This is a genomic window from Kribbella sp. ALI-6-A (genome assembly GCF_001984195.1).
Classification (GTDB): domain Bacteria; phylum Actinomycetota; class Actinomycetes; order Propionibacteriales; family Kribbellaceae; genus Kribbella.
Map to the genome: position 1 here is coordinate 83,840 of NZ_MTQN01000012.1, position 18,970 is coordinate 102,809.

15 protein-coding genes are annotated in these 18,970 nt (G+C 70.2%); 9 read left to right on the forward strand and 6 right to left on the reverse strand.

Features of this window, described 5'->3' with window-relative positions:
* Positions 1-6: 6 nt before the first annotated feature.
* Positions 7-3,204 carry a penicillin acylase family protein gene (locus tag BWI15_RS27035; protein WP_083751059.1) on the reverse strand — a complete coding sequence of 1,066 codons (3,198 nt, stop codon included), beginning with the start codon at positions 3,202-3,204 and terminating at the stop codon, positions 7-9.
* Between the two features lie 167 nt (positions 3,205-3,371).
* On the opposite strand from BWI15_RS27035, the gene BWI15_RS27040 reads away from it, so the two are divergent.
* The gene (locus BWI15_RS27040; RefSeq protein WP_077017378.1) at positions 3,372-3,962 is read left to right on the forward strand and encodes a TetR/AcrR family transcriptional regulator; all 591 of its coding nucleotides are present in this window, start codon (positions 3,372-3,374) and stop codon (positions 3,960-3,962) included.
* A 118-nt stretch (positions 3,963-4,080) separates the two neighbouring features.
* Positions 4,081-5,172 carry an aminotransferase class V-fold PLP-dependent enzyme gene (locus tag BWI15_RS27045; protein ID WP_077017379.1) on the forward strand — a complete coding sequence of 364 codons (1,092 nt, stop codon included), beginning with the start codon at positions 4,081-4,083 and terminating at the stop codon, positions 5,170-5,172.
* Positions 5,173-5,224: 52 nt separating this feature from the next.
* Here the strand turns inward: BWI15_RS27045 and BWI15_RS27050 are convergent, their stop codons facing one another.
* Entirely contained in the window at positions 5,225-7,336 is a 2,112-nt protein-coding gene (locus BWI15_RS27050; RefSeq protein ID WP_077017380.1) for a DEAD/DEAH box helicase, read from the reverse strand.
* 482 nt (positions 7,337-7,818) lie between these two features.
* Between BWI15_RS27050 and soxR the strand changes: the two genes are divergently transcribed.
* Positions 7,819-8,322 (forward strand): redox-sensitive transcriptional activator SoxR, encoded by a 504-nt coding sequence (gene soxR / locus BWI15_RS27055; protein ID WP_077017381.1) that lies wholly within the window; start codon positions 7,819-7,821, stop codon positions 8,320-8,322.
* A 65-nt stretch (positions 8,323-8,387) separates the two neighbouring features.
* On the opposite strand, the gene BWI15_RS27060 is transcribed toward soxR, so the two are convergent.
* The gene (locus BWI15_RS27060; RefSeq protein WP_193432198.1) at positions 8,388-9,062 is read right to left on the reverse strand and encodes an SCO6745 family protein; all 675 of its coding nucleotides are present in this window, start codon (positions 9,060-9,062) and stop codon (positions 8,388-8,390) included.
* 182 nt (positions 9,063-9,244) lie between these two features.
* On the opposite strand from BWI15_RS27060, the gene BWI15_RS27065 reads away from it, so the two are divergent.
* Complete coding sequence (locus BWI15_RS27065; protein ID WP_077017382.1) at positions 9,245-10,471, forward strand: heavy-metal-associated domain-containing protein; 1,227 nt, start codon at positions 9,245-9,247, stop codon at positions 10,469-10,471.
* 8 nt (positions 10,472-10,479) lie between these two features.
* Here the strand turns inward: BWI15_RS27065 and BWI15_RS27070 are convergent, their stop codons facing one another.
* Positions 10,480-11,502 (reverse strand): LacI family DNA-binding transcriptional regulator, encoded by a 1,023-nt coding sequence (locus BWI15_RS27070; protein ID WP_077017383.1) that lies wholly within the window; start codon positions 11,500-11,502, stop codon positions 10,480-10,482.
* A gap of 225 nt (positions 11,503-11,727) precedes the next feature.
* On the opposite strand from BWI15_RS27070, the gene BWI15_RS27075 reads away from it, so the two are divergent.
* Entirely contained in the window at positions 11,728-12,807 is a 1,080-nt protein-coding gene (locus BWI15_RS27075; protein ID WP_077017384.1) for an ABC transporter ATP-binding protein, read from the forward strand.
* Between the two features lie 70 nt (positions 12,808-12,877).
* On the opposite strand, the gene BWI15_RS27080 is transcribed toward BWI15_RS27075, so the two are convergent.
* Both BWI15_RS27080 and BWI15_RS27085 read right to left on the reverse strand, forming a co-directional pair.
* On the reverse strand, positions 12,878-13,867 hold the full coding sequence (locus tag BWI15_RS27080; RefSeq protein ID WP_077017385.1) for an ABC transporter permease subunit: 990 nt from the start codon (positions 13,865-13,867) through the stop codon (positions 12,878-12,880).
* Complete coding sequence (locus BWI15_RS27085) at positions 13,864-14,817, reverse strand: ABC transporter ATP-binding protein (RefSeq protein WP_077017386.1); 954 nt, start codon at positions 14,815-14,817, stop codon at positions 13,864-13,866. Before BWI15_RS27085 ends, BWI15_RS27080 begins: the two co-directional genes overlap by 4 nt.
* 261 nt (positions 14,818-15,078) lie before the next feature.
* Here BWI15_RS27085 and BWI15_RS27090 point away from each other — a divergent pair, with 261 nt between their 5' ends.
* From BWI15_RS27090 to BWI15_RS27105, 4 genes are read left to right on the forward strand one after another with little or no spacing between them, the layout of a single operon-like run.
* A complete protein-coding gene (locus BWI15_RS27090; RefSeq protein WP_193432199.1) occupies positions 15,079-15,378 on the forward strand; it encodes a metal-sensitive transcriptional regulator in 300 nt (99 codons plus the stop codon).
* Positions 15,379-15,413: 35 nt separating this feature from the next.
* Complete coding sequence (locus BWI15_RS27095; protein WP_077017387.1) at positions 15,414-15,647, forward strand: heavy-metal-associated domain-containing protein; 234 nt, start codon at positions 15,414-15,416, stop codon at positions 15,645-15,647.
* Positions 15,644-16,681 (forward strand): hypothetical protein, encoded by a 1,038-nt coding sequence (locus tag BWI15_RS27100; RefSeq protein WP_077017388.1) that lies wholly within the window; start codon positions 15,644-15,646, stop codon positions 16,679-16,681. The genes BWI15_RS27095 and BWI15_RS27100 overlap by 4 nt, the downstream gene beginning before the upstream one ends.
* Positions 16,682-16,693: 12 nt before the next feature.
* Entirely contained in the window at positions 16,694-18,943 is a 2,250-nt protein-coding gene (locus tag BWI15_RS27105; protein WP_077017389.1) for a heavy metal translocating P-type ATPase, read from the forward strand.
* Positions 18,944-18,970: the final 27 nt, after the last annotated feature.

The window sequence follows — 18,970 nt, forward strand, 5'->3', positions numbered from 1 at the left end:
ATCGCGTCATTGCCGGAAGACCTGGGCCTCGTACAACGAGTACCCGTACGACGTCGCCCGCTGCGTCCCGGTGACCCGCACGTACCGCGCCGAGGCCACCGCGAACCGAACCACGTCGACCCCGCCGTCCCCGTTGCCGGTGGCAAAGACCTGGGTCCAGTTCACGTTGTCGCGCGACACCTCGACCCGGTACGCCCGCGCGTACGCCTTCTCCCAGTGCAGCACCACCCGGCGAACCGGTTGCTCGCTGCCGAGGTCGATCTTCAGCCACTGCGGATCCGACCACCTGCTCGCCCAACGCGTGCCGGGATCGCCGTCCACGGCCTTGGCCGGTGGCGAGCTGAACAGCCCGGTCTCGTAGCTGCTCGCCGTCGTTGTCTTGCCGAGCGCCTGGTTGCTGACGTCGTCCCCACGCCGGGCCGGGAACTCGATCACCTGCTGGTACGTCGGCCGGTTGACCCACGCCATCCGGTCCTGCGTGATGCCGCCCATCGGCTGGTGCACGATCTGGTCGGCACAGAACTGGTCACCCGCCGCGCAGTCCGCGGTCGCCGGATAAGTCGTTGCCGCGGGCACCTGAAGCGCCGCCGCCAGCGAGTCGGCCACCACGGTCCGGCACGCACTCAGCGAACCGCCTCCGCAGTACGTGACCGGCTGTGGCGTCGCCACCGGGTCGCCGAGCACCTTGCGCAGGTCGCGCTGGACGAATCCCCACCAGCCGTTCTGGAACGCCGATCCCTGCGCGCTCGGCCGCTCGTCGATCTTCTGCGTGCGTACCAGCGCGTCGTACAGGTCGGGACCGAGGCCGGGCCGGAACTGCGCCGGCACGAGCAGCGGCCACCACGCGTCGAGGATCCGGATCGCGTCGGCGTGGTCGTAGGTCTTCGACGCCTCGGTCGGCGTCCTTCGATGACCGCCGGCGGCCTGCCAGGCGGTCAGCTTCGCGATCGCGTCGGCGACGGCCGGATCGGTGACCGGCGCACTCTTCAGCACGCGCAGCAGGTACGGCAGCACCTGGTCGGCGCGCAGGTCGACGGTCGCGGCGTCCTCCATCGCTTCGACGAGCTTGCCACGGGTGAACTTCTGCCCACCGTCGATCACCGCCTCGATCCGTTCGTCGAGCGGCTGACTGCGGTAGACGGAGTTGTAGCCGAAGTTGCCGTCGGCCGCCGAGAAGCCGGGCGCCTGCTTGTTGTTCCAGCTGGTCAGGTAGTCCTGGTTGACCACCTGCGGATGCTCGCTGGCCGGCGTGTACGTCGCCCGGTTGGTGTCCGGGTTCCACCCCTGCCACTCGTAGCTGCTCCAGGTCGGCAGGTTCGGGTCGGCGCCGGCCGGGCGGACCGGGTTGTCGCCGGAGTTGAAGTACGCGATGTCGGTCTTGTCGGTGTAGAACCAGTTGAAGGTGTAGCCGATGTTCGTCGCGGCGTTCTGGAAGTCCTGCGCGTCGTGGATCCGGTCGGGGTCGTTGAACAGCATGAAGCCGAGCGCGGACCCGGCCTCGTTGCCGTACGTCGAACGGTTCTTGGTGAACAGCACCGGCTTGCCCGCGACCGTGCCGCGATGCGTGACGATGCCGTACTTGGTCCGCGACGCGACCAGCGTGTACGACCCGGCCGGCTCCGACGAGCCGAGGCTGGAGTACCACGCGTTGTGCCGCTCGAGCTTCTCGATCGGCGTACAGGTGGTGCGGAACAGGTAGTGGGTCGAGGCCTTGGTCGGCGTACTGCCGTCGGGCTCGCACAGCGGTACGGCGTAGGTGTCGGTGATGTCCTGACCGGCCGAGGTGGCGCTCCAGGAGTAGTCGGCGCCGCGGCCGATCAGCGTGTAGAAGTTGAGTCCCGCGAAGGCGACGCCGCGCGAGCTGACGCCCGGGCCCTGGAGTTCTTGGCGGAGCAGGAGCTGCGGGGCGAAGTACGACGTCTGCGGACCGTACACCGCGATCGGGTTGCCGCTCTCGGTGTGCGCGCCGGAGACGAGCAGCGCGTTGGACATGCCCTTGGGCCCGAAGCCCTCGGGGAAGACTCCGCCGTCGAAGATGCCCTTCAGCGATTGCTTGCCCTGGACCTTGTTCGGCGGCTTCACGGCGTCGCTGCTTCTGGGCTGGAGCTTCTGGGTGGTCGCCGAGCCGGTTTGGTCGACGACCAGCGGCTCCTCGGTGACCGAGCCACGGTCGGGCATCGCGCGGCCGGCCGGATCGGGGCCGGTCGTGCCGTACGGGAAGGTGGCGCCGTTGTGGACCGTGGTGTTCGCCTCGGGGTCGTTCTGCGACCGGAACGACTCCCAGACCTTGGTGCCCTCGGCAACGCCGTGCTTGGCCTGGGCCTCGAGCAGTGCGAGCGCGGACGCCATTTCGCCACCGCCGCCGGTGCCGAAGATGCCGGCGACGACCGCGGCGGTCGCGACGACGTCGGTGACCTTCCAGCGGGGCGTGGGCCAGGCGAGACCGAGCGCGACGTACTCGCCGGGGTAGGCGATGCCGACGGTGTCGATGTAGCGGTTCACGCCGTCGACCCAGGACTGGATGTCCTGCTGCATCTTCACGCCGTCGGCGCCGTAGCGCTCGTCGGCGTCGTCGAACTGCTTCTGCAGCTCGGCCTCGGTGTACGGCGCGGTTCGCCAGAACTCCTGCTCGAACTGCCGGTTGCCGGCCGCGCCGCCCGCGAACGGCGTCAACTGACCACGGCCGAGGTGCCGGAAGACGTCCATCACGAACAGCCGGTCCTGCGCACCGGCGTACCCGGCGCCGAACATCGTGCCCGACCGGGTGGTGCCGGTGATGTGCGGGATGCCGCGGGACTTGTCGCGCACGATCGTCACGTCGGCGCGCGGCTTCACGGTGCTCGCGACGTCCCCGGCCTTCACCCCGAACGACGCGTCGTCGAAGTACGGCGCGAGGCCGTCGTCGCTGATGCCCTGGGAGTTCCAGACCAGCTTCTCGTACGGCTTGATCGTGTCGCTGAAGTGCGGCGGGCGGACGCCGAATCCCTTGAACAGCAGGAGATCGGTGAAGGTCGCGTGGCCGTTCTGTCCCGGCGGCACGATGTCGGAGCACTGCCCGACGCAGTAGTCGGTCGGGGTGGCCTGAACTTCGGCTTCGGCTTCGGCCTGAGCCTGCGCCGGCAGCCCGGCGATGGTCAGAGCAGACACACTGAGTACGGCGATGACGGCGCGCAGGGTGAAGCGGTGTGCTGGGCGGGACGGCACGGGTCCTCCCTCAAAGACTCGGGGGCGAGCGATGACGGCAGGGGAGATCTGAAAACTGACGATGACTCACCAGTAGCATCAGGTCAAGAGTCTTGGACGCTTGACCTGATGCCCTTACTGTGACAGTGCCGCCTGTGATAGTGCGGCCCTCCGTCGAGAGGAGTCCGATGCCCCGCGTGCCCGCCGACGTCCGCCGTACCGAGCTGGTGCAGGCGGCGATCCAGGTCGCCACCCGGGAAGGCCTGGCCGCGACGACCACCCGGCGGATCGCTCAGGAGCTCGGAATCTCGGTCGGGGTGGTGCACTACTGCTTCCGCTCCAAGGAGGAGCTGCTGCACGAGGTGATCCGGGTGATCGCCGACGCCCAGGTCGAGGCCGCGCGGACCGCGATCGTGCCCGGCGCCGATCTGGCCGCGAGTGTCCGCAACGCCTTCGTCGGCTTCTGGAAGCTGGTCGAGGAAACGCCGGAGGCCCAGCTGCTGACCTACGAGCTGACCAGCTGGGCGCTGCGCAACGCCGACACCGAACCGCTGGCCCGCGAACAGCGCGAGCGCCAGCTGGCCGGCATCGAGCAGCTGCTCGGCGAGATCTCGGCCGCTTGCGACGTCTCCTGGTCGGTGCCGACCGGCCAGCTGGCCCGGATGGCGCTGGCGATCACCGACGGCGTGACGCTCGGCTGGCTCGTGGACCGCGACACCGACGCCGCTGTCGTGGCGCTGCGGACCTTCGCGGATCAGCTGCTGGCGTTGACCTCCTGACGTTTCAAGTGAAGCGCGGCCTTTTCACTTTTGTCTCGGGCAGCTCACGCCGACGGCAACGACAGGTGTCGATTGGGTCTCGCCATTGACGGTGCGTGACCACTAATGTGATCAAATCATGAGCATCCACGAGCGGCACCGGCTGAGTATGGTGGTCAACGCACGCGGGACGTTCACGCCGCTGGGGGTCTCCCGCAGTTCCGCGACGGTGGCCGGTGCGGTCGCGGAGGCCTTGCCCGAGTTCTTCGTGATGGAACAGCTCGTCGACCGGGTCAGCGACGCCATCGCGCACGCGACCGGCGCGCAGGCCGGGACCGTGGTGCACTGCACGTCGGCGGCGATCACGCTCGCCGCAGCGGCCGCGATGGCCGGGACGGACCCGCGCCGGATCGCCGCGCTGCCGGACACCCGGGACATGCACAACCGCGTCGTCCTGCCGGCCGTGCACGTGGTCGACTACGGCCAGTCCAACCTGCAGGCGATCCGGCTAGCCGGCGCGCAGGTGACGCTGGTCGGCGACGAAAACCGTTGTGGGCTTGACGATCTGGACGATCAGCTGGACGGACCGGACGTGACCTGCCTGATGCTGGTCTGCTCCCGGCTGACCTCCGGCGAGCCGCTCGACCTGACGGCCGCGGTCCGCGCCGCGCACCGCCGCGGCGTACCGGCGATCATCGACGGCGCCGGGCAGTTCCCGCGAACGGCGGATCTGCTGGCGACCGGCGCCGACCTGGTGCTGATCAGCGGCCAGAAGTACCTGGGGTCACCGACCGCGGGACTCGTGGCCGGAACGCGCCGGATGGTTCAGGCAGTACGGGCCCAGGGCAACGGTATCGGCCGGGGCATGAAGCCTTCGAAGGAAGCCCTGGTCGGCGTACTGGCTGCTCTGGAGGAGTGGCAGGCGATGGACCGGGCCAAGTGGGCGGCCGACCAGGCGACGAAGGTCAGTGCGTTCGTCGCCGCGGCGGCCGAGATCCCCGGTGTGGTCGCCGAGGTCGTGCCCGACCCGACGTCGCTGCCGTTGTCGCGGGCGCTGCTCAAGGTCGACGACGCACCAGGTCTGGTGCGCGAACTGGAAGCGGGCACGCCGCCGATCTACGTGATGGCCGAGCGGGCCGACACCGGCGAGCTGATGCTCGAGCTGGTGCCGCTCGACGACACCGAGATCGCGATCGTGCTGGATCGGTTGCGGATTCTGCTGGACAAGTGAACGGGCCCGGATCCCCTGCGGGTGCAGGAGATCCGGGCCCGATCGCTGAGACTCAGCGCTGGTAGGTCTTGCCGCCCTCGGAACGCCGCGGCGCGCCGCCGCTGCGCTCGGGACGACGACGGCTGTCGCCGCCACGACCCTCGAAGCTGCGGCCGCCCGGACGGCTGCTGCCGTACCGCTTGCCGCCGCCGCCCTTGTTGCCGAAGCGCTTCGGCTTCGGCTCCGGCAGCTTGACCGGGTGGCCGGACGGCTTGGTGCCGCCGGTCAGCTCGGTCACCAGCTCGTCACCCGGACGCGCGCGGACCGGCTCGGCCGCGACACCGGCCGACTCGGCCATCCGGATCATGCCCCGCCGCTGGTGCGGCAGGAGCAGCGTGACAACCGCGCCCTTGCCACCGGCGCGCGCCGTACGGCCCGCGCGGTGCAGGTAGTCCTTGTGCTCGGCCGGCGGATCGGCCTGGACGACCAGGCCGACGTCGTCGACGTGGATACCGCGGGCCGCGACGTCGGTTGCCACCAGCACCGGGACGGACCCGTCCTTGAACTGGTCGAGCGTGCGGTTGCGGGCGCCCTGGGTCAGGCCGCCGTGCAGCGCCGCCGCCATCACGCCCCGGTCACGCAGCTGGGTGGCGACGCGGTCGGCGCCCAGTTTGGTGCGGACGAAGATGATCGTGCGGCCGTCGCGGCTGGCCAGCTCGGCCGTCAGCGACTGCTTGTGGCCGGGCTCGATCACCAGCAGGTGGTGCTCCATCGTGGTGACGCTGGCCTGGCCGGACTCGGTCGAGTGCGTGACCGGGTCCTTCAGGTAGGTCTTCACGATCGTGTCGACGTCGTTGTCCAGCGTCGCCGAGAACAGCAGCCGCTGACCTTCCTTCGGGGTCATGTCGAGCAGCGTGGTGACCGCCGGCATGAAGCCCATGTCGCACATGTGGTCGGCCTCGTCGAGCACCGCGATCTCGACCGCGCCCAGGTCGGCGGCGCCCTGCTCACACAGGTCGATCAGCCGGCCGGGGGTGGCGATCAGCAGGTCGACCCCACGACGCAGCGCGTCGATCTGCTTCGGGTAGGGCAGGCCACCGGCGATCAGCTTGACCGAGACACCCATCACGTGGGCCAGCGGCTCGAGCGCGTCGTGCACCTGCATCGCCAGCTCGCGGGTCGGCACCAGGATCATGCCGCGCGGACGGCGCGACTCGGTGTGGCCACCGGCCAGCCGCATCAGCGTCGGCAGCCCGAAGCCCAGCGTCTTGCCGGAACCGGTCTGACCGCGGCCGAGCACGTCCTTGCCGGCCAGCGCGTCCGGGATGGTCGCGGCCTGGATCGGGAACGGCGTGGTGATGCCGTCGCGGGCCATCCGCTGGATCAGCCGCGGCGCGAGGCCGAGGGCGGCGAACTCATTGCCCTCCGCAACCGTGCCGAGGTCGACCGGCGGCTGGGCCGGGCGCTCGACGCGCTCGGTCCGCTCCGGACGCTCGACGCGCTCCGTCCGCTGGTACGCCGGACGCTCGGTGCGGTCGTACTGCGGGCGGTCGCTGCGCTCGGTCCGCTGGTACGACGGCCGGTCGCCACGGTCGCTCTGCGGGCGGTCGGCGCGCTGGTACTGCGGCCGGTCCGACCGCTCGTAGGCAGGCTTGTCGCCCCGCTGGAACTGGGGCCGGTCGTTCCGCTCGTACTGCGGGCGGTCGGATCGGTTGTACTGCGGGCGGTCCGAACGGTCGTACTGCGGCCGGTCGGTGCGCTCCGGGCGGTCGGTGCCGGACTGCGCCGGACGCTCCGAGCGGTAGCCCTTGGTGACCGGGCGGTCGTCACGACGGTCGTTGTCGCGGCGGAAACCGCCGGTGCTGCCGCTGGTCCGGTTGTCGGTCCCGCGGTAGTTGCTGCTGCCGCCGCCACGGGTGCCGCGCTCGCCGAACTTGCGGTCGTTTCCGCCGTCGCGCGAACCACGGTCGGAGTACTGGCTGGGTCCGCCCCGGCGCTCGAGCCGGGTGTCGTCACGGACCTCGCCCCGGTTCTCGCGGGCAGCGGTGTTCTGGGCGACCTCGCCCGCGGCCATCCGCTCGCCGTACGACTGGGTCTGGAACTTCTTGTGCCGAGGCTTCTTCACCCGATCACCGGCGTCGGCGCCGTCGTTCGGGACAAACTGGTCCTGGTGGTGCTGGGACACGCAATCTCTCTCTCAACGTCACGGCCCGATGCCGGATCATGGCCCACACGCAAACGCCGACCACGAACCGTGGCCGGATCATTTCGTGCTGGCAGGAGATTAGGCATCGACCTGCGGGTGCTATCGCGTTGCACCCATGTCGCCGGGGAATCATCAGCGGGTTGCTGAACCGACGGGTCGGAGCGCCTGGGAAATGCTCTGGTGACGCGACGCGCGCACCGACATCCAGAAGTATACCCCGTCCCCGCGCCTGTCCTGACCACCCACCGCAACCACCCCGTCCAGCGGCCGGCGCCTCCGCCCTCCTGCTGCCACCGACGCCCACCACCGATCAACCCTCCACACCGGCCCACTTCCCCGCTCAGCGGCCACGCCGCAGCCTTGACCCGGGCTGCTTGATCGGTGCTGGGCGTCGACCCGGCCACCGGGCACCAAGGTTCAAGGGGACTTCAGGTCTTGCGTGGGTCTCCTAGGGTGAGGACATGGCCCAGGAGAACGTTCCCAGCAAGGATCACTGGCTCTCGATCGGAGAGATCGCGGCCCGCTCGGGTGTCGCCGCGTCGGCGCTGCGGTTCTACGAGGACCAGGGTCTGATCCACTCGCGGCGAACCTCCGGCAACCAGCGCCAGTACCAGCGCAGCACGCTGCGGCGGGTCGCGTTCGTCCAGGCGGCGCAGCGGGTCGGCCTGGCCCTCTCGGAGATCAAGCAGGCGCTGGACTCGCTGCCCGACGACCGCACTCCCACCCGCGCGGACTGGAGCCGGCTGTCGAAGTCCTGGCGCAGCCGGCTCGACCAGCGGATCGCCGAACTGGAGCGCCTGCGCGACGACCTCGACGGCTGCATCGGCTGCGGCTGCCTGAGCCTGCAGCGCTGCAACCTCTACAACAAGTCCGACCGCCTGGCCGAGCGCGGACCCGGCGCCCGCATCCTGAACGTCGGCATCCCGGGCGAGTCAACCGCGCCCGGCGTAGGCACGAGGCTATGACCGTCATTGAACGGGATCCGCTGAACGAGGGGTGACCCCCGACCTCTTCCCGATCCGTGGTCGGTTCAGTAGCCGACGACGGCGATCCGCGCCGCGAGCGGCTCGAGCTCGGCGGTGAGCGGGTCCAACCGCCCGTACTCCGCCGGAGTCATGCCCTGCGAGAGCGCGTGCGGCACGTGCGCTTCCTGCCCGTCGATCCCTGCCGAGACCAGCGCGGCGAGATGGCCGTCGCCGCGGTGCTCGCGCAGCAGCGTCGCCGCGTGCCAGAGCCGGGCGAGCGGCTCGCTCGGCACGGGGATCGACCGCAGAGCGGCGTACAGGATCCGTCCTGGCATCGGCGCGTTGAATGCTGCCCGGAGGGCGAGGTCGGCGGCTCGCGCGATCGCGGGCGTGTCGGCGAGGTCGCCCAGGAGCCGCCGCAGGGCCGCGACGCAGCCTTCCTCACGAGCAGCCAGGACGGCCTCCGGCGTGGCGATCTCCCAGACGCTCGGGATGCAGCGCGCGACCTCACCCGGGGCGAAGTTGTAGAACAGCGCGTCGACCACCTCCGCCGGGACTCGCCCCAGCGGCGCGGACCGCGCGGCGAAGTAGCCCGGCCAATAGCCCTCGCAACCGAGGGCCTGGAGCGCCTTCGTCGGCTCGTCGGACATGTACGCCACCAGGTGGACAGGCTCCAGCAACTCCTGGCCCAGACGACGCGCGACGGTTTCCCTCGGGGTGATGGTGCGAGCAGCGGACACGATGACCTCCGGCGGCGAACCGACCGGCCGGTCGCCGGTCTCTCACCACTGCTACGAACAGCATCGTCCGGGGCCGACGCCGTCGCCAAGAGTGCGCGCTGGACACGCCGAGTGACCGGACGTCACCACTTGTGTCGTTCCTAGACTCTGAAGCGACGGGACCGGCCGACGGGAGGGCGTCGATGCTGACTGATCCGCTGCGTCCGCACACCTCGTACGACCGGGCCGCGGCGGCGCGGATCCTGTTCGACCTGGCCGGCGACGATCTGCTGCGGCCGGTCGCGCCCGAGGTCGGAGAGCGTCGTTCGATCGAGTTCCGCGAAGAGGTGCTGCGTCCGGCGGGTGGCAGTCATCTGACCGCCGGGCAGCTCTCGTACGTCCTGCGATACCTCCAGCCCTGCCCGACGTACCTGGTCACCTCGGCCTCCGCCCGCATCACGTGGCGCGACAGCGACGGCATCGTGAACGTGGCTCACACCGGACCGCTCGGCGCGACTGTTCCGGTGCTCGCGCGCGAAGCGGCGCTCGCGCTGTGGCGGATGCTCGCCGACAGCGCGGCGCTGGCCCGGCGTACCGCCGCTCTGACCCGTGACGAGCGGGCGATCCTCGCCGCGACGACGACCGACCGGGTCCCCCTCGACATCTTCCGTACCGGCGTCGACGCCGCCGCGAAGACGCTGGTCCAGCACGCGTACCTGGCCGGGCAGACGACCTGTACGACGCCGGCCGAGTTCGCCCGGGCGCTGCTGGACAGCGGCATCTTCAACACCGTCGCCGGCACCTGGTACTGGAGTCTGCAGGCGACCACTTACCGGCGCGGCATCATCCCCGCCTCCTTCGTCACGTACGCCGGCCAGGTGCGCTACTCCGTCGACACCACGGTCACCCTGCGAGCGTTGAAGGACGCCCAGCTCGAGAAGGCCCGCACCCTCGCCGAACGCGCTCGCGCCGCGAACGTCGAGCTCGAAACCTTGCTCGACGACGGCCACGGCACCACCCCGTCCAGCGCCGCCCAGTACGCCGGTCTGGCGTCCGGCGAACGACCACGCTGCCCCGCCCAGGTGACGCACGAGGTCGACGGCCGCCGCGCGAGCGTCCTCACCCTCGTCGCTCAGGCCTTCGTCGAAACCTTCGTCCACCTCGCCGACCTGGTCGAGGTCGTCCCGACCGCGGCCGTCGCGGCGAAGGAGGTCCCGGCGTCGACCAGCGAGGTGTTCGAGGTCCCCGACATGACGTGCAGTCACTGCACCCGCACCATCACCCGCGCCCTCGGCGAGCTCGGCGTCGCTCCCCCCGAGTTCGACCTGGTCACCAAACGGGTGACCGCGAGCTTCCCCTCCGACGAGGTCCGCGACCGCTGCTTCGAGGCGATCCGCGAACGCGGCTACACCGTCGTACCGGTCACCTGACGCCTGTCCTACCCGCGGACCGGGCCGGTGCTGTTGCGGACCACCAGTTCGGGGCGGAACAGGAACTCGGTGCGGGGAGTGCTGTGGCCTGTGACCTCGTCCAGCAGGGACTGGACCGCGGCCAGCGCCATGGCCTGGACGGGCTGGCGGACCGTGGTCATCGGCGGGTCGGTGAACTCCATCATCGGGGCGTCGTCGTAGCCGACGACCGACAGGTCGGTGGGGACGGCGAGGCCGCGCTGGCGAGCCGCCCGGATCACGCCGAGGGCCATCATGTCGGAGCCGCAGACGACCGCGGTGGCGCCGATGTCCAGCAGGCGTTGGGCTGCTGCCTGGCCGCCTTCGACACCGAAGACGCTGAGCTCCACCAGCTCGTCGATCTCGTGGTCCGGCAAGCCCAGCTGGGCCTTCAACGCGGTGCGGTAGCCGGCGAGTTTGCGCTGGACCACGATGAAGCGTTCCGGGCCGGAGGTGAAGCCGATCCGGCGGTGGCCGAGGGCAACCAGGTGCGAGACGGCCAGCTCGGTGGCGGCGTACTCGTCGGAGGAGATGAAGGGGGCGCTGACGCCGGGCAGCCAGCCGTTGACGAACACGACCGGGAGGCTGCGCTCGACCAGGGCCTGGTAGCGGGCGTGGTCGGCGCCGGTGTCGGCGTGCAGCCCGGAGACGAAGATGATGCCGGAGACCCCGCGCTCCAGCAGCATCTCGACGTACTCCTCCTCGGTCGCGCCCGACGGCGACTGGGTGCACAGCACCGGCGTGAAGCCGCGCTGCGACAGCGCGGACTCGATCACCTGGGCGAACGCCGGGAAGATCGGGTTGATCAGTTCCGGCATCACCAGGCCGATCAGGCCGGCCGACCGGCGGACCAGCCGGGTCGGCCGCTCGAAGCCGAGCACGTCGAGCGCGGTCAGCACCGACTGCCGGGTCTCCTCGGCCACTCCGGGTTTCCCGTTCAGTACCCGGGACACCGTCGCCTCACTGACCCCGGCCTTGACCGCGATGTCCGCCAGCCTCGCTCTGCTGCTCACGACGGGTCACCCTACCCAGCCGCTCGGGACCTTGCAGCAAGAACCTGCAAGATCTTGCAGACTCCGGCTGCGCAGACCTGTCCAGAAGGTGAACACTGCGCACACCTGTTCCGTCACAAACCTTGTCAGGAGCTGCTCGGCAGGTCAGGATGGGCGCACCCCCGCCCGGGGGCCTTTACTACGGATCGTCCGGCACGTTCCTGCCGGTGAAGGGATTGAATCGTCATGGCCACTGTGTCTTTCAAGGCTGCGACCCGGGTCTACCCCGGCTCGGAGAAGCCCGCCGTCGACAAGCTGAACCTCGAGATCGAGGACGGCGAGTTCATGGTTCTGGTCGGCCCGTCCGGCTGCGGTAAGTCCACCTCGCTGCGGATGCTCGCCGGCCTCGAAGAGGTCAACGAGGGCTCCATCTACATCGGCGACCGCGACGTCACGCACCGGCCGCCGAAGGAGCGGGACATCGCGATGGTGTTCCAGAACTACGCGCTCTACCCGCACATGTCGGTCGCCGACAACATGGGCTTCGCGCTGAAGATGCAGGGTGTCTCCAAGGAGGATCGCGCCAAGCGTGTCCAGGAGGCCGCCAAGCTGCTCGGCCTCGAGGAGTACCTGGACCGCAAGCCGAAGGCGCTGTCCGGTGGTCAGCGTCAGCGCGTCGCGATGGGCCGCGCGATCGTGCGTAACCCGCAGGTCTTCCTGATGGACGAGCCGCTGTCGAACCTCGACGCCAAGCTGCGCGTGCAGACCCGTACGCAGATCGCCGAGCTGCAGCAGCGCCTCGGCGTCACCACCGTCTACGTGACCCACGACCAGGTCGAGGCCATGACGATGGGCGACCGCGTCGCGGTGCTCAAGGACGGTCTGCTCCAGCAGGTCGACACCCCGCTGAACCTGTACGACAACCCGAAGAACAAGTTCGTCGCCGGCTTCATCGGCTCGCCCGCGATGAACCTGCTCGAGGCCGACCTGGTCGAGGGCGGCGCCAAGCTCGGTGACTACACCGTGCCGGTCGAGCGCGGCGTGCTGGCCAAGGCCGGCAACGACAAGAAGCTGACCCTGGGCGTTCGGCCGGAGGCCTTCAAGGTCGCCGACCAGGGCCTGCCGGTCAAGGTCGCCGTGATCGAGGAGCTGGGCGCGGACGCGTTCCTGTACGGGACCGCCGAGCACGACGGCAACCACCAGCAGATCGTGGCCCGGATCGACGCCCGGATGCAGGTCGAGAAGGGCTCGCTGATCCACCTGGCGGCGCAGCCGGACAAGCTGCACCTGTTCTCCACCTCCACGGAGGAGCGCCTGACGGCCTGACCGTCACGCCGTACGACGAAACGCCGGCCCCGGGTGCGAACCCGGGGCCGGCGTTTGCCGTCGTACGGCGTCAGGTCACGTCGCGCCGCTGGAAAACGAACGCGCCGAGCGCGAGCAGCAGGACCGTCCCGATGCCCAGATACCAGGCGCCGTGCTCGAAGCTGAGCGACTTCTCGATCGACTCGCAGTTGTAGTAGCCCTCCGGCGTCGATTTGCAGTTCTGCACGTAGTACGTCGTCCCGTGCTTGAGCCAGGCGTCGAAGTTCAGCCGGACCAACCAGGGCTGGACCTGCGCCAGGATGCTGCCGAAGACCGCCTCGACGAGCACCACGTAGCCCATGATCACGCCGATCGCGGCCGCCGTGTGCCGCAGCAGCAGCGCCAGTACGCCGCCGACTGCGCCGGCCACCGCGACGACCACCATCGCCCGGCCCGAGGTCTCCAGCAGGTTGCCCCACACCTTGCCGGTGGTTCCGGCCGTCACGCCGAGCTCGGCGACGATCAGGTACGTCCCGGCGAGCAGGATCGCGAGCGTCACCACCACGACCGGCACCATGCCGATCGCCACCGCGGCCAGCTTGCTGGCGTAGACCCGCATCCGGCGTGGTTCGAAGGTCAGCCAGTTCCCGATCGAGCCGCTGCTGAACTCGGCGCCGACGAAGCTGGCTCCGATCAGGAACGCGGCGAACGCCAGCAGGTACGACGACCCTTGCAGCAGCTCCGGCATCACCTCGGTGAACACGGTCTGCGGCTTGCCCCACTGGTCCAGCGTCGGCTCGGTGTAGTTGCACATCTCCTCGACCGGCGGCTTCGGGTCGGGCTGGGACGCGTAGCTGTCGCGGCACTCCTTGTCGTACTTCTCGTGGTTCTTCACCCAGTCCGCGTGCGCCGTCTCGAACTGGGCCTTGGCCTGCTGCTGGTCCTCGGCCGACAGCGGCCGCGAGTTCCACCAGGCGGCGGCGAGCATCAGCACCGTGACGCCGAGCACCGCGGCCACGCCGAGCATCACGAGCCGGCGCGCGACCAGCCGCCGCAGCTCGACTCCCGTCAGCCGGATCACCGCTGACCTCCGATCGTGCCGTCGCCGGCGGCCAGGCCCTCGTCGGCCGTGAGCTCCAGGAACACCGACTCCAGATCGGCCCGGACCGGCACCAGCTCCGCGACGTACAGCTCGCGCTGGGCCAGCCGCCGGGTGATGTCGGCCGGGTCGGGTGCGCCGTCCACGACCAGGTAGTTGCCCTCGGCCCGTACTGTCAGGCCGGCCGCGGTCAGCACCGAGGTCGCGGCCTCCCGGTCGTCGATGACCAGCTTGACCGTGGTCTTGCCGGTGCCACCGATCACCTCCGACACCGGCCCGGAGGCCAGCAACCGGCCGTGCCCGATGATCGAGACGGTGTCGGCGACCTGCTCGACCTCGGCCAGGATGTGGCTGCTGACCAGCACCGTGCGGCCCTGCTCGCCGAGCGACCGCATCGTCTCGCGGATCTCCCGGATGCCGGCCGGGTCGAGCCCGTTGGTCGGCTCGTCGAAGATGAGCAGGTCCGGCTCCTTGAGCAGCGTCGCGGCGATCGCCAGCCGCTGCTTCATCCCGAGCGAGTAGGTCTTGAACCGGTCCTTGCCGCGCTCGCCGAGCGAGGTCTCCTCCAGCACCTCGCCGACCCGGCGGCGCGGCGCGCCGATCGCGTCCGCGAGCAGCTCCAGGTTCTTGCGGCCGGTGAAGGCCGGGAAGAACTTCGGCGACTCGACGATCGCCCCGACCCGGGACACCACCTCGGGCAGGTGCTCGGGCACCGGCCGCCCGAACAGCGCCATCGCACCGGCGTCGGCCCGGATCAGCCCGAGCAGCATCCGGATCGAGGTGGTTTTGCCCGATCCGTTCGGGCCGAGGAACCCGTGCACCCCACCCACCGGCACGTCCAGGTCGAGGCCCTGCACCGCGACCACCCGCTTGCCACGCCGGGTGCGGTAGGTCTTGCGCAACCCCCGCGTACTGATCGCCAGGTCCGTCATGCCGCCCCTTCTGATTGCTCACGGCCCGCAACGAGCCGCGTCCGTTCCGCGATGAGACGCTCACCCTGCCACTTTTGTTGGGCCGGGTGAGCGTTGGATCGATCCATCAGCCGCGTGGCGCCGCGTCGACCACCCGGGCACCGCTGCTGTGATTACCCCCACTGGGTATCCTCCAGGGGTTGCGCCGGGATACCCCAAGGGGGTAACTTCTGGGGAGTCGAGATACCCCCTGGGGGTAGCAGTGAGGGAAGAGGGACCACGATGAGCGACGAGCCGACCGTGCACGGGTACACCAGCGAGAAGTCCAGCCACCTGAAGCGGCTGCGCCGGATCGAGGGACAGGTTCGCGGTCTGCAGCGGATGGTCGAGGAGGACAAGTACTGCATCGACATCCTCACCCAGGTGTCGGCGGCCACGAAGGCGCTGCAGTCGTTCTCGCTCGAACTGCTCGACGAGCACCTGTCGCACTGCGTGGTCCAGGCCGCTCAGCGGGGCGGTCCGGAGGCCGAGGAGAAGGTCCGCGAGGCCTCCGACGCGATCGCCCGTCTGGTCCGTAGCTGACCCACCCCCAGCAACCCCTTGAAGGAGAACCAACGATGACGACCACCACCTATGCCGTCTCCGGGATGACCTGCGGCCACTGCACCGCCGCGGTGACCGAGGAGCTGCGCAAGCTGCCCGGCGTCCAGGACGTCAGCATCGACCTGAACGCCGGTGGCACCTCCGCCGTCCGGGTGACCAGCGAGTCGGCGCTCGACGAGACCGCCGTCCGCGACGCCGTCGACGAGGCGGGCTACGAGCTCGCCGGCACCCCGGGCGCGACGGCATGAGCCGGGCTGTCGCGCTCCGGCTCGGCGCGTTCGCCGGCGTACTGGCGCTGGCCTTCGCCGGCGCCTTCGCGATCGGCTCCGCGATCGACCCGATCGCGGCAGCCGAACCGGCCCAGGCCCCGGCTCAGGGCAAGGACGGCATGGGCGGGATGGACGGCATGACCGACCCGGCCGCCGACCCGTCCGAGCCGGCCGCCGGTCACGACGAGGGACACGGCGACGAGGCGGACGCTCAGCCGCCCGGCCTCGCCGTGTCCCAGGCCGGCTACACGTTCGTCCCGGCGACCACGTTCTTCCAGCCGGCGCAGCAGACCCAGCTCCGGTTCACGATCCAGGGCCCGGACGGCAAGCCGGTGACGAAGTACACCAAGACGCACGAGAAGGACCTGCACCTGATCGTCGTCCGGCGGGACCTGTCCGGCTTCCACCACGTGCACCCGACGATGGCCGCCGACGGCACCTGGTCGATCCCGTTCACCTTCACCGCGGGCGGCACCTGGCGCCTGTACGCCGACTTCCAGCCGGCCGGCTACGACGACACCCTGACGCTCGGCACCGACGTCAACGTGTCCGGGCTCTACATCCCGGTCCCGCTGAACGAGCCGGCGAGCGTGTTCAGCATCGACGGGTACGACGTGACGCTGGCCGGGAAACCCGAAGCCGGCAAGGAGTCCGAGCTGACCTTCGCCGTCAGCAAGAACGGCAAGCCGGTCACCGACCTGCAGCCCTACCTCGGCGCCTTCGGCCACCTGGTCTCGCTGCGCGGCGGCGACCTGGCCTACCTGCACAACCACCCGGCCGAAGAGGCCAAGCCCGGGACGAAGGGCGGTCCGCAGATCACCTTCGGCACCACCTTCCCGACCGCCGGCACGTATTCGCTGTTCCTGGACTTCCAGCACGCCGGAAAGGTGCGCACCGCCGAGTTCACGGTGAAGGTCGGCACCGACGGCACGGCGATCGTCCCGCCGAAGACTCTGCCGAGCACCAGCACCAGCCCCACCCCCGGCCACGCCACCACCCCGCACGGCCACTGAGAGGAGGCACTCATGACTACGCCAGAAACCGGGCAGTCCGTCGAACTGATCATCGGTGGCATGACCTGCGCCTCCTGTGCCGCCCGGGTCGAGAAGAAGCTGAACCGGATGGACGGCGTCACCGCGACGGTGAACTACTCCACCGAGAAGGCCAAGGTCACCTACGCCGACGGCATCACCACCAACGACCTGGTCGCGACCGTCGAGGCCACCGGCTACACCGCCGCTCTGCCCGCCCCGCCGGCCACTGCCGACGCCGAGCAGGACGCGCCCGACGAGCTGAAGCCCTTGCGGGAAAGGCTCTACGCCAGCATCGCGCTCGCCGTACCGGTGATTGCCCTGGGCATGATTCCGGCGCTGCAGTTCGACTTCTGGCAGTGGGCGTCGCTGACCCTGGCCGCTCCGGTGGTGACTTGGGCGGCCTGGCCGTTCCACAAGGCCGCCTGGACGAACCTGCGGCACGGCGCCGCGACGATGGACACGCTGATCTCGCTCGGCGTGGTCAGCTCGTTCCTGTGGTCGCTGTACGCGCTGTTCCTCGGTGGCGCCGGCGAGCCGGGCATGAAGATGCCGTTCACGCTGATCCCGTCCCGCGGCGGCGGCGCCGAGGAGATCTACCTCGAGGTCGCGGCCGGCGTGACGACGTTCATCCTGGCCGGCCGGTACTTCGAAGCGCGCGCCAAGCGTCGTTCCGGGGCCGCGCTGCGGGCCTTGATGGAGCTGGGTGCCAAGGACGTCGCGGTCCTGCGCGACGGCACCGAACGGCGGATCCCGGCCGACCAGCTGGTGGTCGGCGACGAGTTCGTCGTCCGGCCGGGCGAGAAGATCGCCACCGACGGCGTGATCGTCACCGGCAGCAGCGCGGTCGACGCGTCGATGCTGACCGGCGAGTCGGTGCCGGTCGAGGTCGGCGAGGGCGACGCGGTCGTCGGCGCCACCGTGAACGCAGGCGGACGGCTGCTCGTCCGGGCCACCCGGATCGGCGCGGACACCCAGCTCGCGCAGATGGCCCGGCTGGTCGAGGACGCACAGAACGGCAAGGCCGCCGTCCAGCGGCTGGCCGACCGGATCTCGGCGATCTTCGTCCCGATCGTGATCGGGCTCGCCCTGCTCACGCTCGGGTTCTGGCTGGGCAACGGCTCCGCGGTCGAGGTGGCGTTCACCGCCGCCGTCGCGGTGCTGATCATCGCCTGCCCGTGTGCGCTCGGGCTGGCCACGCCGACCGCGCTGATGGTCGGGACCGGCCGGGGTGCGCAGCTCGGCATCCTGATCAAGGGTCCGGAGGTGCTGGAGTCGACGCAGCGCATCGACACCGTCGTCCTGGACAAGACCGGGACCGTGACGACCGGGCGGATGGAACTGATCGACGTACTGCTGGCAGACGGCGAGCAGCGGGCCGAGGTCCTGCGGCTGGCGGGAGCGTTGGAGCACTCCAGCGAGCACCCGATCGCCCAGGCCGTGGCCCGCGGCGCCAGTGACGAGGTGGGCACGCTGCCGCCGGTCGAGGACTTCGGCAACGTCGAAGGCCTTGGTGTGCAGGGCGTCGTGGATGGTCACGCCGTACTGGTCGGCCGGACGCGGTTGCTCGAGGACTGGAGCCAGTACCTGCCGGACGAGCTCGCGGAGGCCAAGCGGCACGCCGAGTCCGAAGGCAGTACGGCGGTCGCGGTCGGCTGGGACGGGAAGGCACGGGCCGTGCTGGTCATCGCCGACACCGTGAAGCCGACCTCGGCGGAGGCGATCCGGCAGCTGCGCTCGCTGGGCCTGAAGCCCGTGCTGCTGACCGGCGACAACGAAGCGGTAGCCCGCAAGGTCGCCGCCGAGGTCGGGATCGACGAGGTGATCGCCGAGGTGCTGCCGGCCGACAAGGTCGACGCGGTGAAGAAGCTGCAGGACGAGGGCCGGGTGGTCGCGATGGTCGGCGACGGCGTGAACGACGCGGCGGCCCTGGCCCAGGCCGATCTCGGTCTGAGCATGGGGACCGGCACCGACGTGGCGATCGAGGCGAGCGACCTGACCCTGGTGCGCGGCGATCTGCGCTCGGCGGCGGACGCGATCCGGCTGGCCCGGCGTACGCTCGGCACGATCAAGGGCAACCTGTTCTGGGCCTTCGCCTACAACGTCGCCGCGCTCCCGCTGGCCGCCGCCGGCCTGCTGAACCCGATGCTCGCCGGTGCGGCGATGGCCTTCAGCTCGGTCTTCGTCGTCACCAACAGCCTGCGCCTGCGCCGCTTCACCCCGCTCACGGAGCAGCCCCGCTGACACCGCCCTTCCATCGCAGCGTCCGAA

What these genes read in the sequence shown, in the direction of transcription:
- BWI15_RS27090 (WP_193432199.1), top strand. Translation starts at nt 15,079, where the DNA reads ATGAGCGACGAGCCGACCGTGCACGGGTACACCAGCGAGAAGTCCAGC.
- BWI15_RS27040 (WP_077017378.1), top strand. Translation starts at nt 3,372, where the DNA reads ATGCCCCGCGTGCCCGCCGACGTCCGCCGTACCGAGCTGGTGCAGGCG.
- BWI15_RS27065 (WP_077017382.1), top strand. Translation starts at nt 9,245, where the DNA reads ATGCTGACTGATCCGCTGCGTCCGCACACCTCGTACGACCGGGCCGCG.
- soxR (WP_077017381.1), top strand. Translation starts at nt 7,819, where the DNA reads ATGGCCCAGGAGAACGTTCCCAGCAAGGATCACTGGCTCTCGATCGGA.
- BWI15_RS27085 (WP_077017386.1), bottom strand. Translation starts at nt 14,817, where the DNA reads ATGACGGACCTGGCGATCAGTACGCGGGGGTTGCGCAAGACCTACCGC.
- BWI15_RS27105 (WP_077017389.1), top strand. Translation starts at nt 16,694, where the DNA reads ATGACTACGCCAGAAACCGGGCAGTCCGTCGAACTGATCATCGGTGGC.
- BWI15_RS27095 (WP_077017387.1), top strand. Translation starts at nt 15,414, where the DNA reads ATGACGACCACCACCTATGCCGTCTCCGGGATGACCTGCGGCCACTGC.
- BWI15_RS27075 (WP_077017384.1), top strand. Translation starts at nt 11,728, where the DNA reads ATGGCCACTGTGTCTTTCAAGGCTGCGACCCGGGTCTACCCCGGCTCG.
- BWI15_RS27045 (WP_077017379.1), top strand. Translation starts at nt 4,081, where the DNA reads ATGAGCATCCACGAGCGGCACCGGCTGAGTATGGTGGTCAACGCACGC.
- BWI15_RS27100 (WP_077017388.1), top strand. Translation starts at nt 15,644, where the DNA reads ATGAGCCGGGCTGTCGCGCTCCGGCTCGGCGCGTTCGCCGGCGTACTG.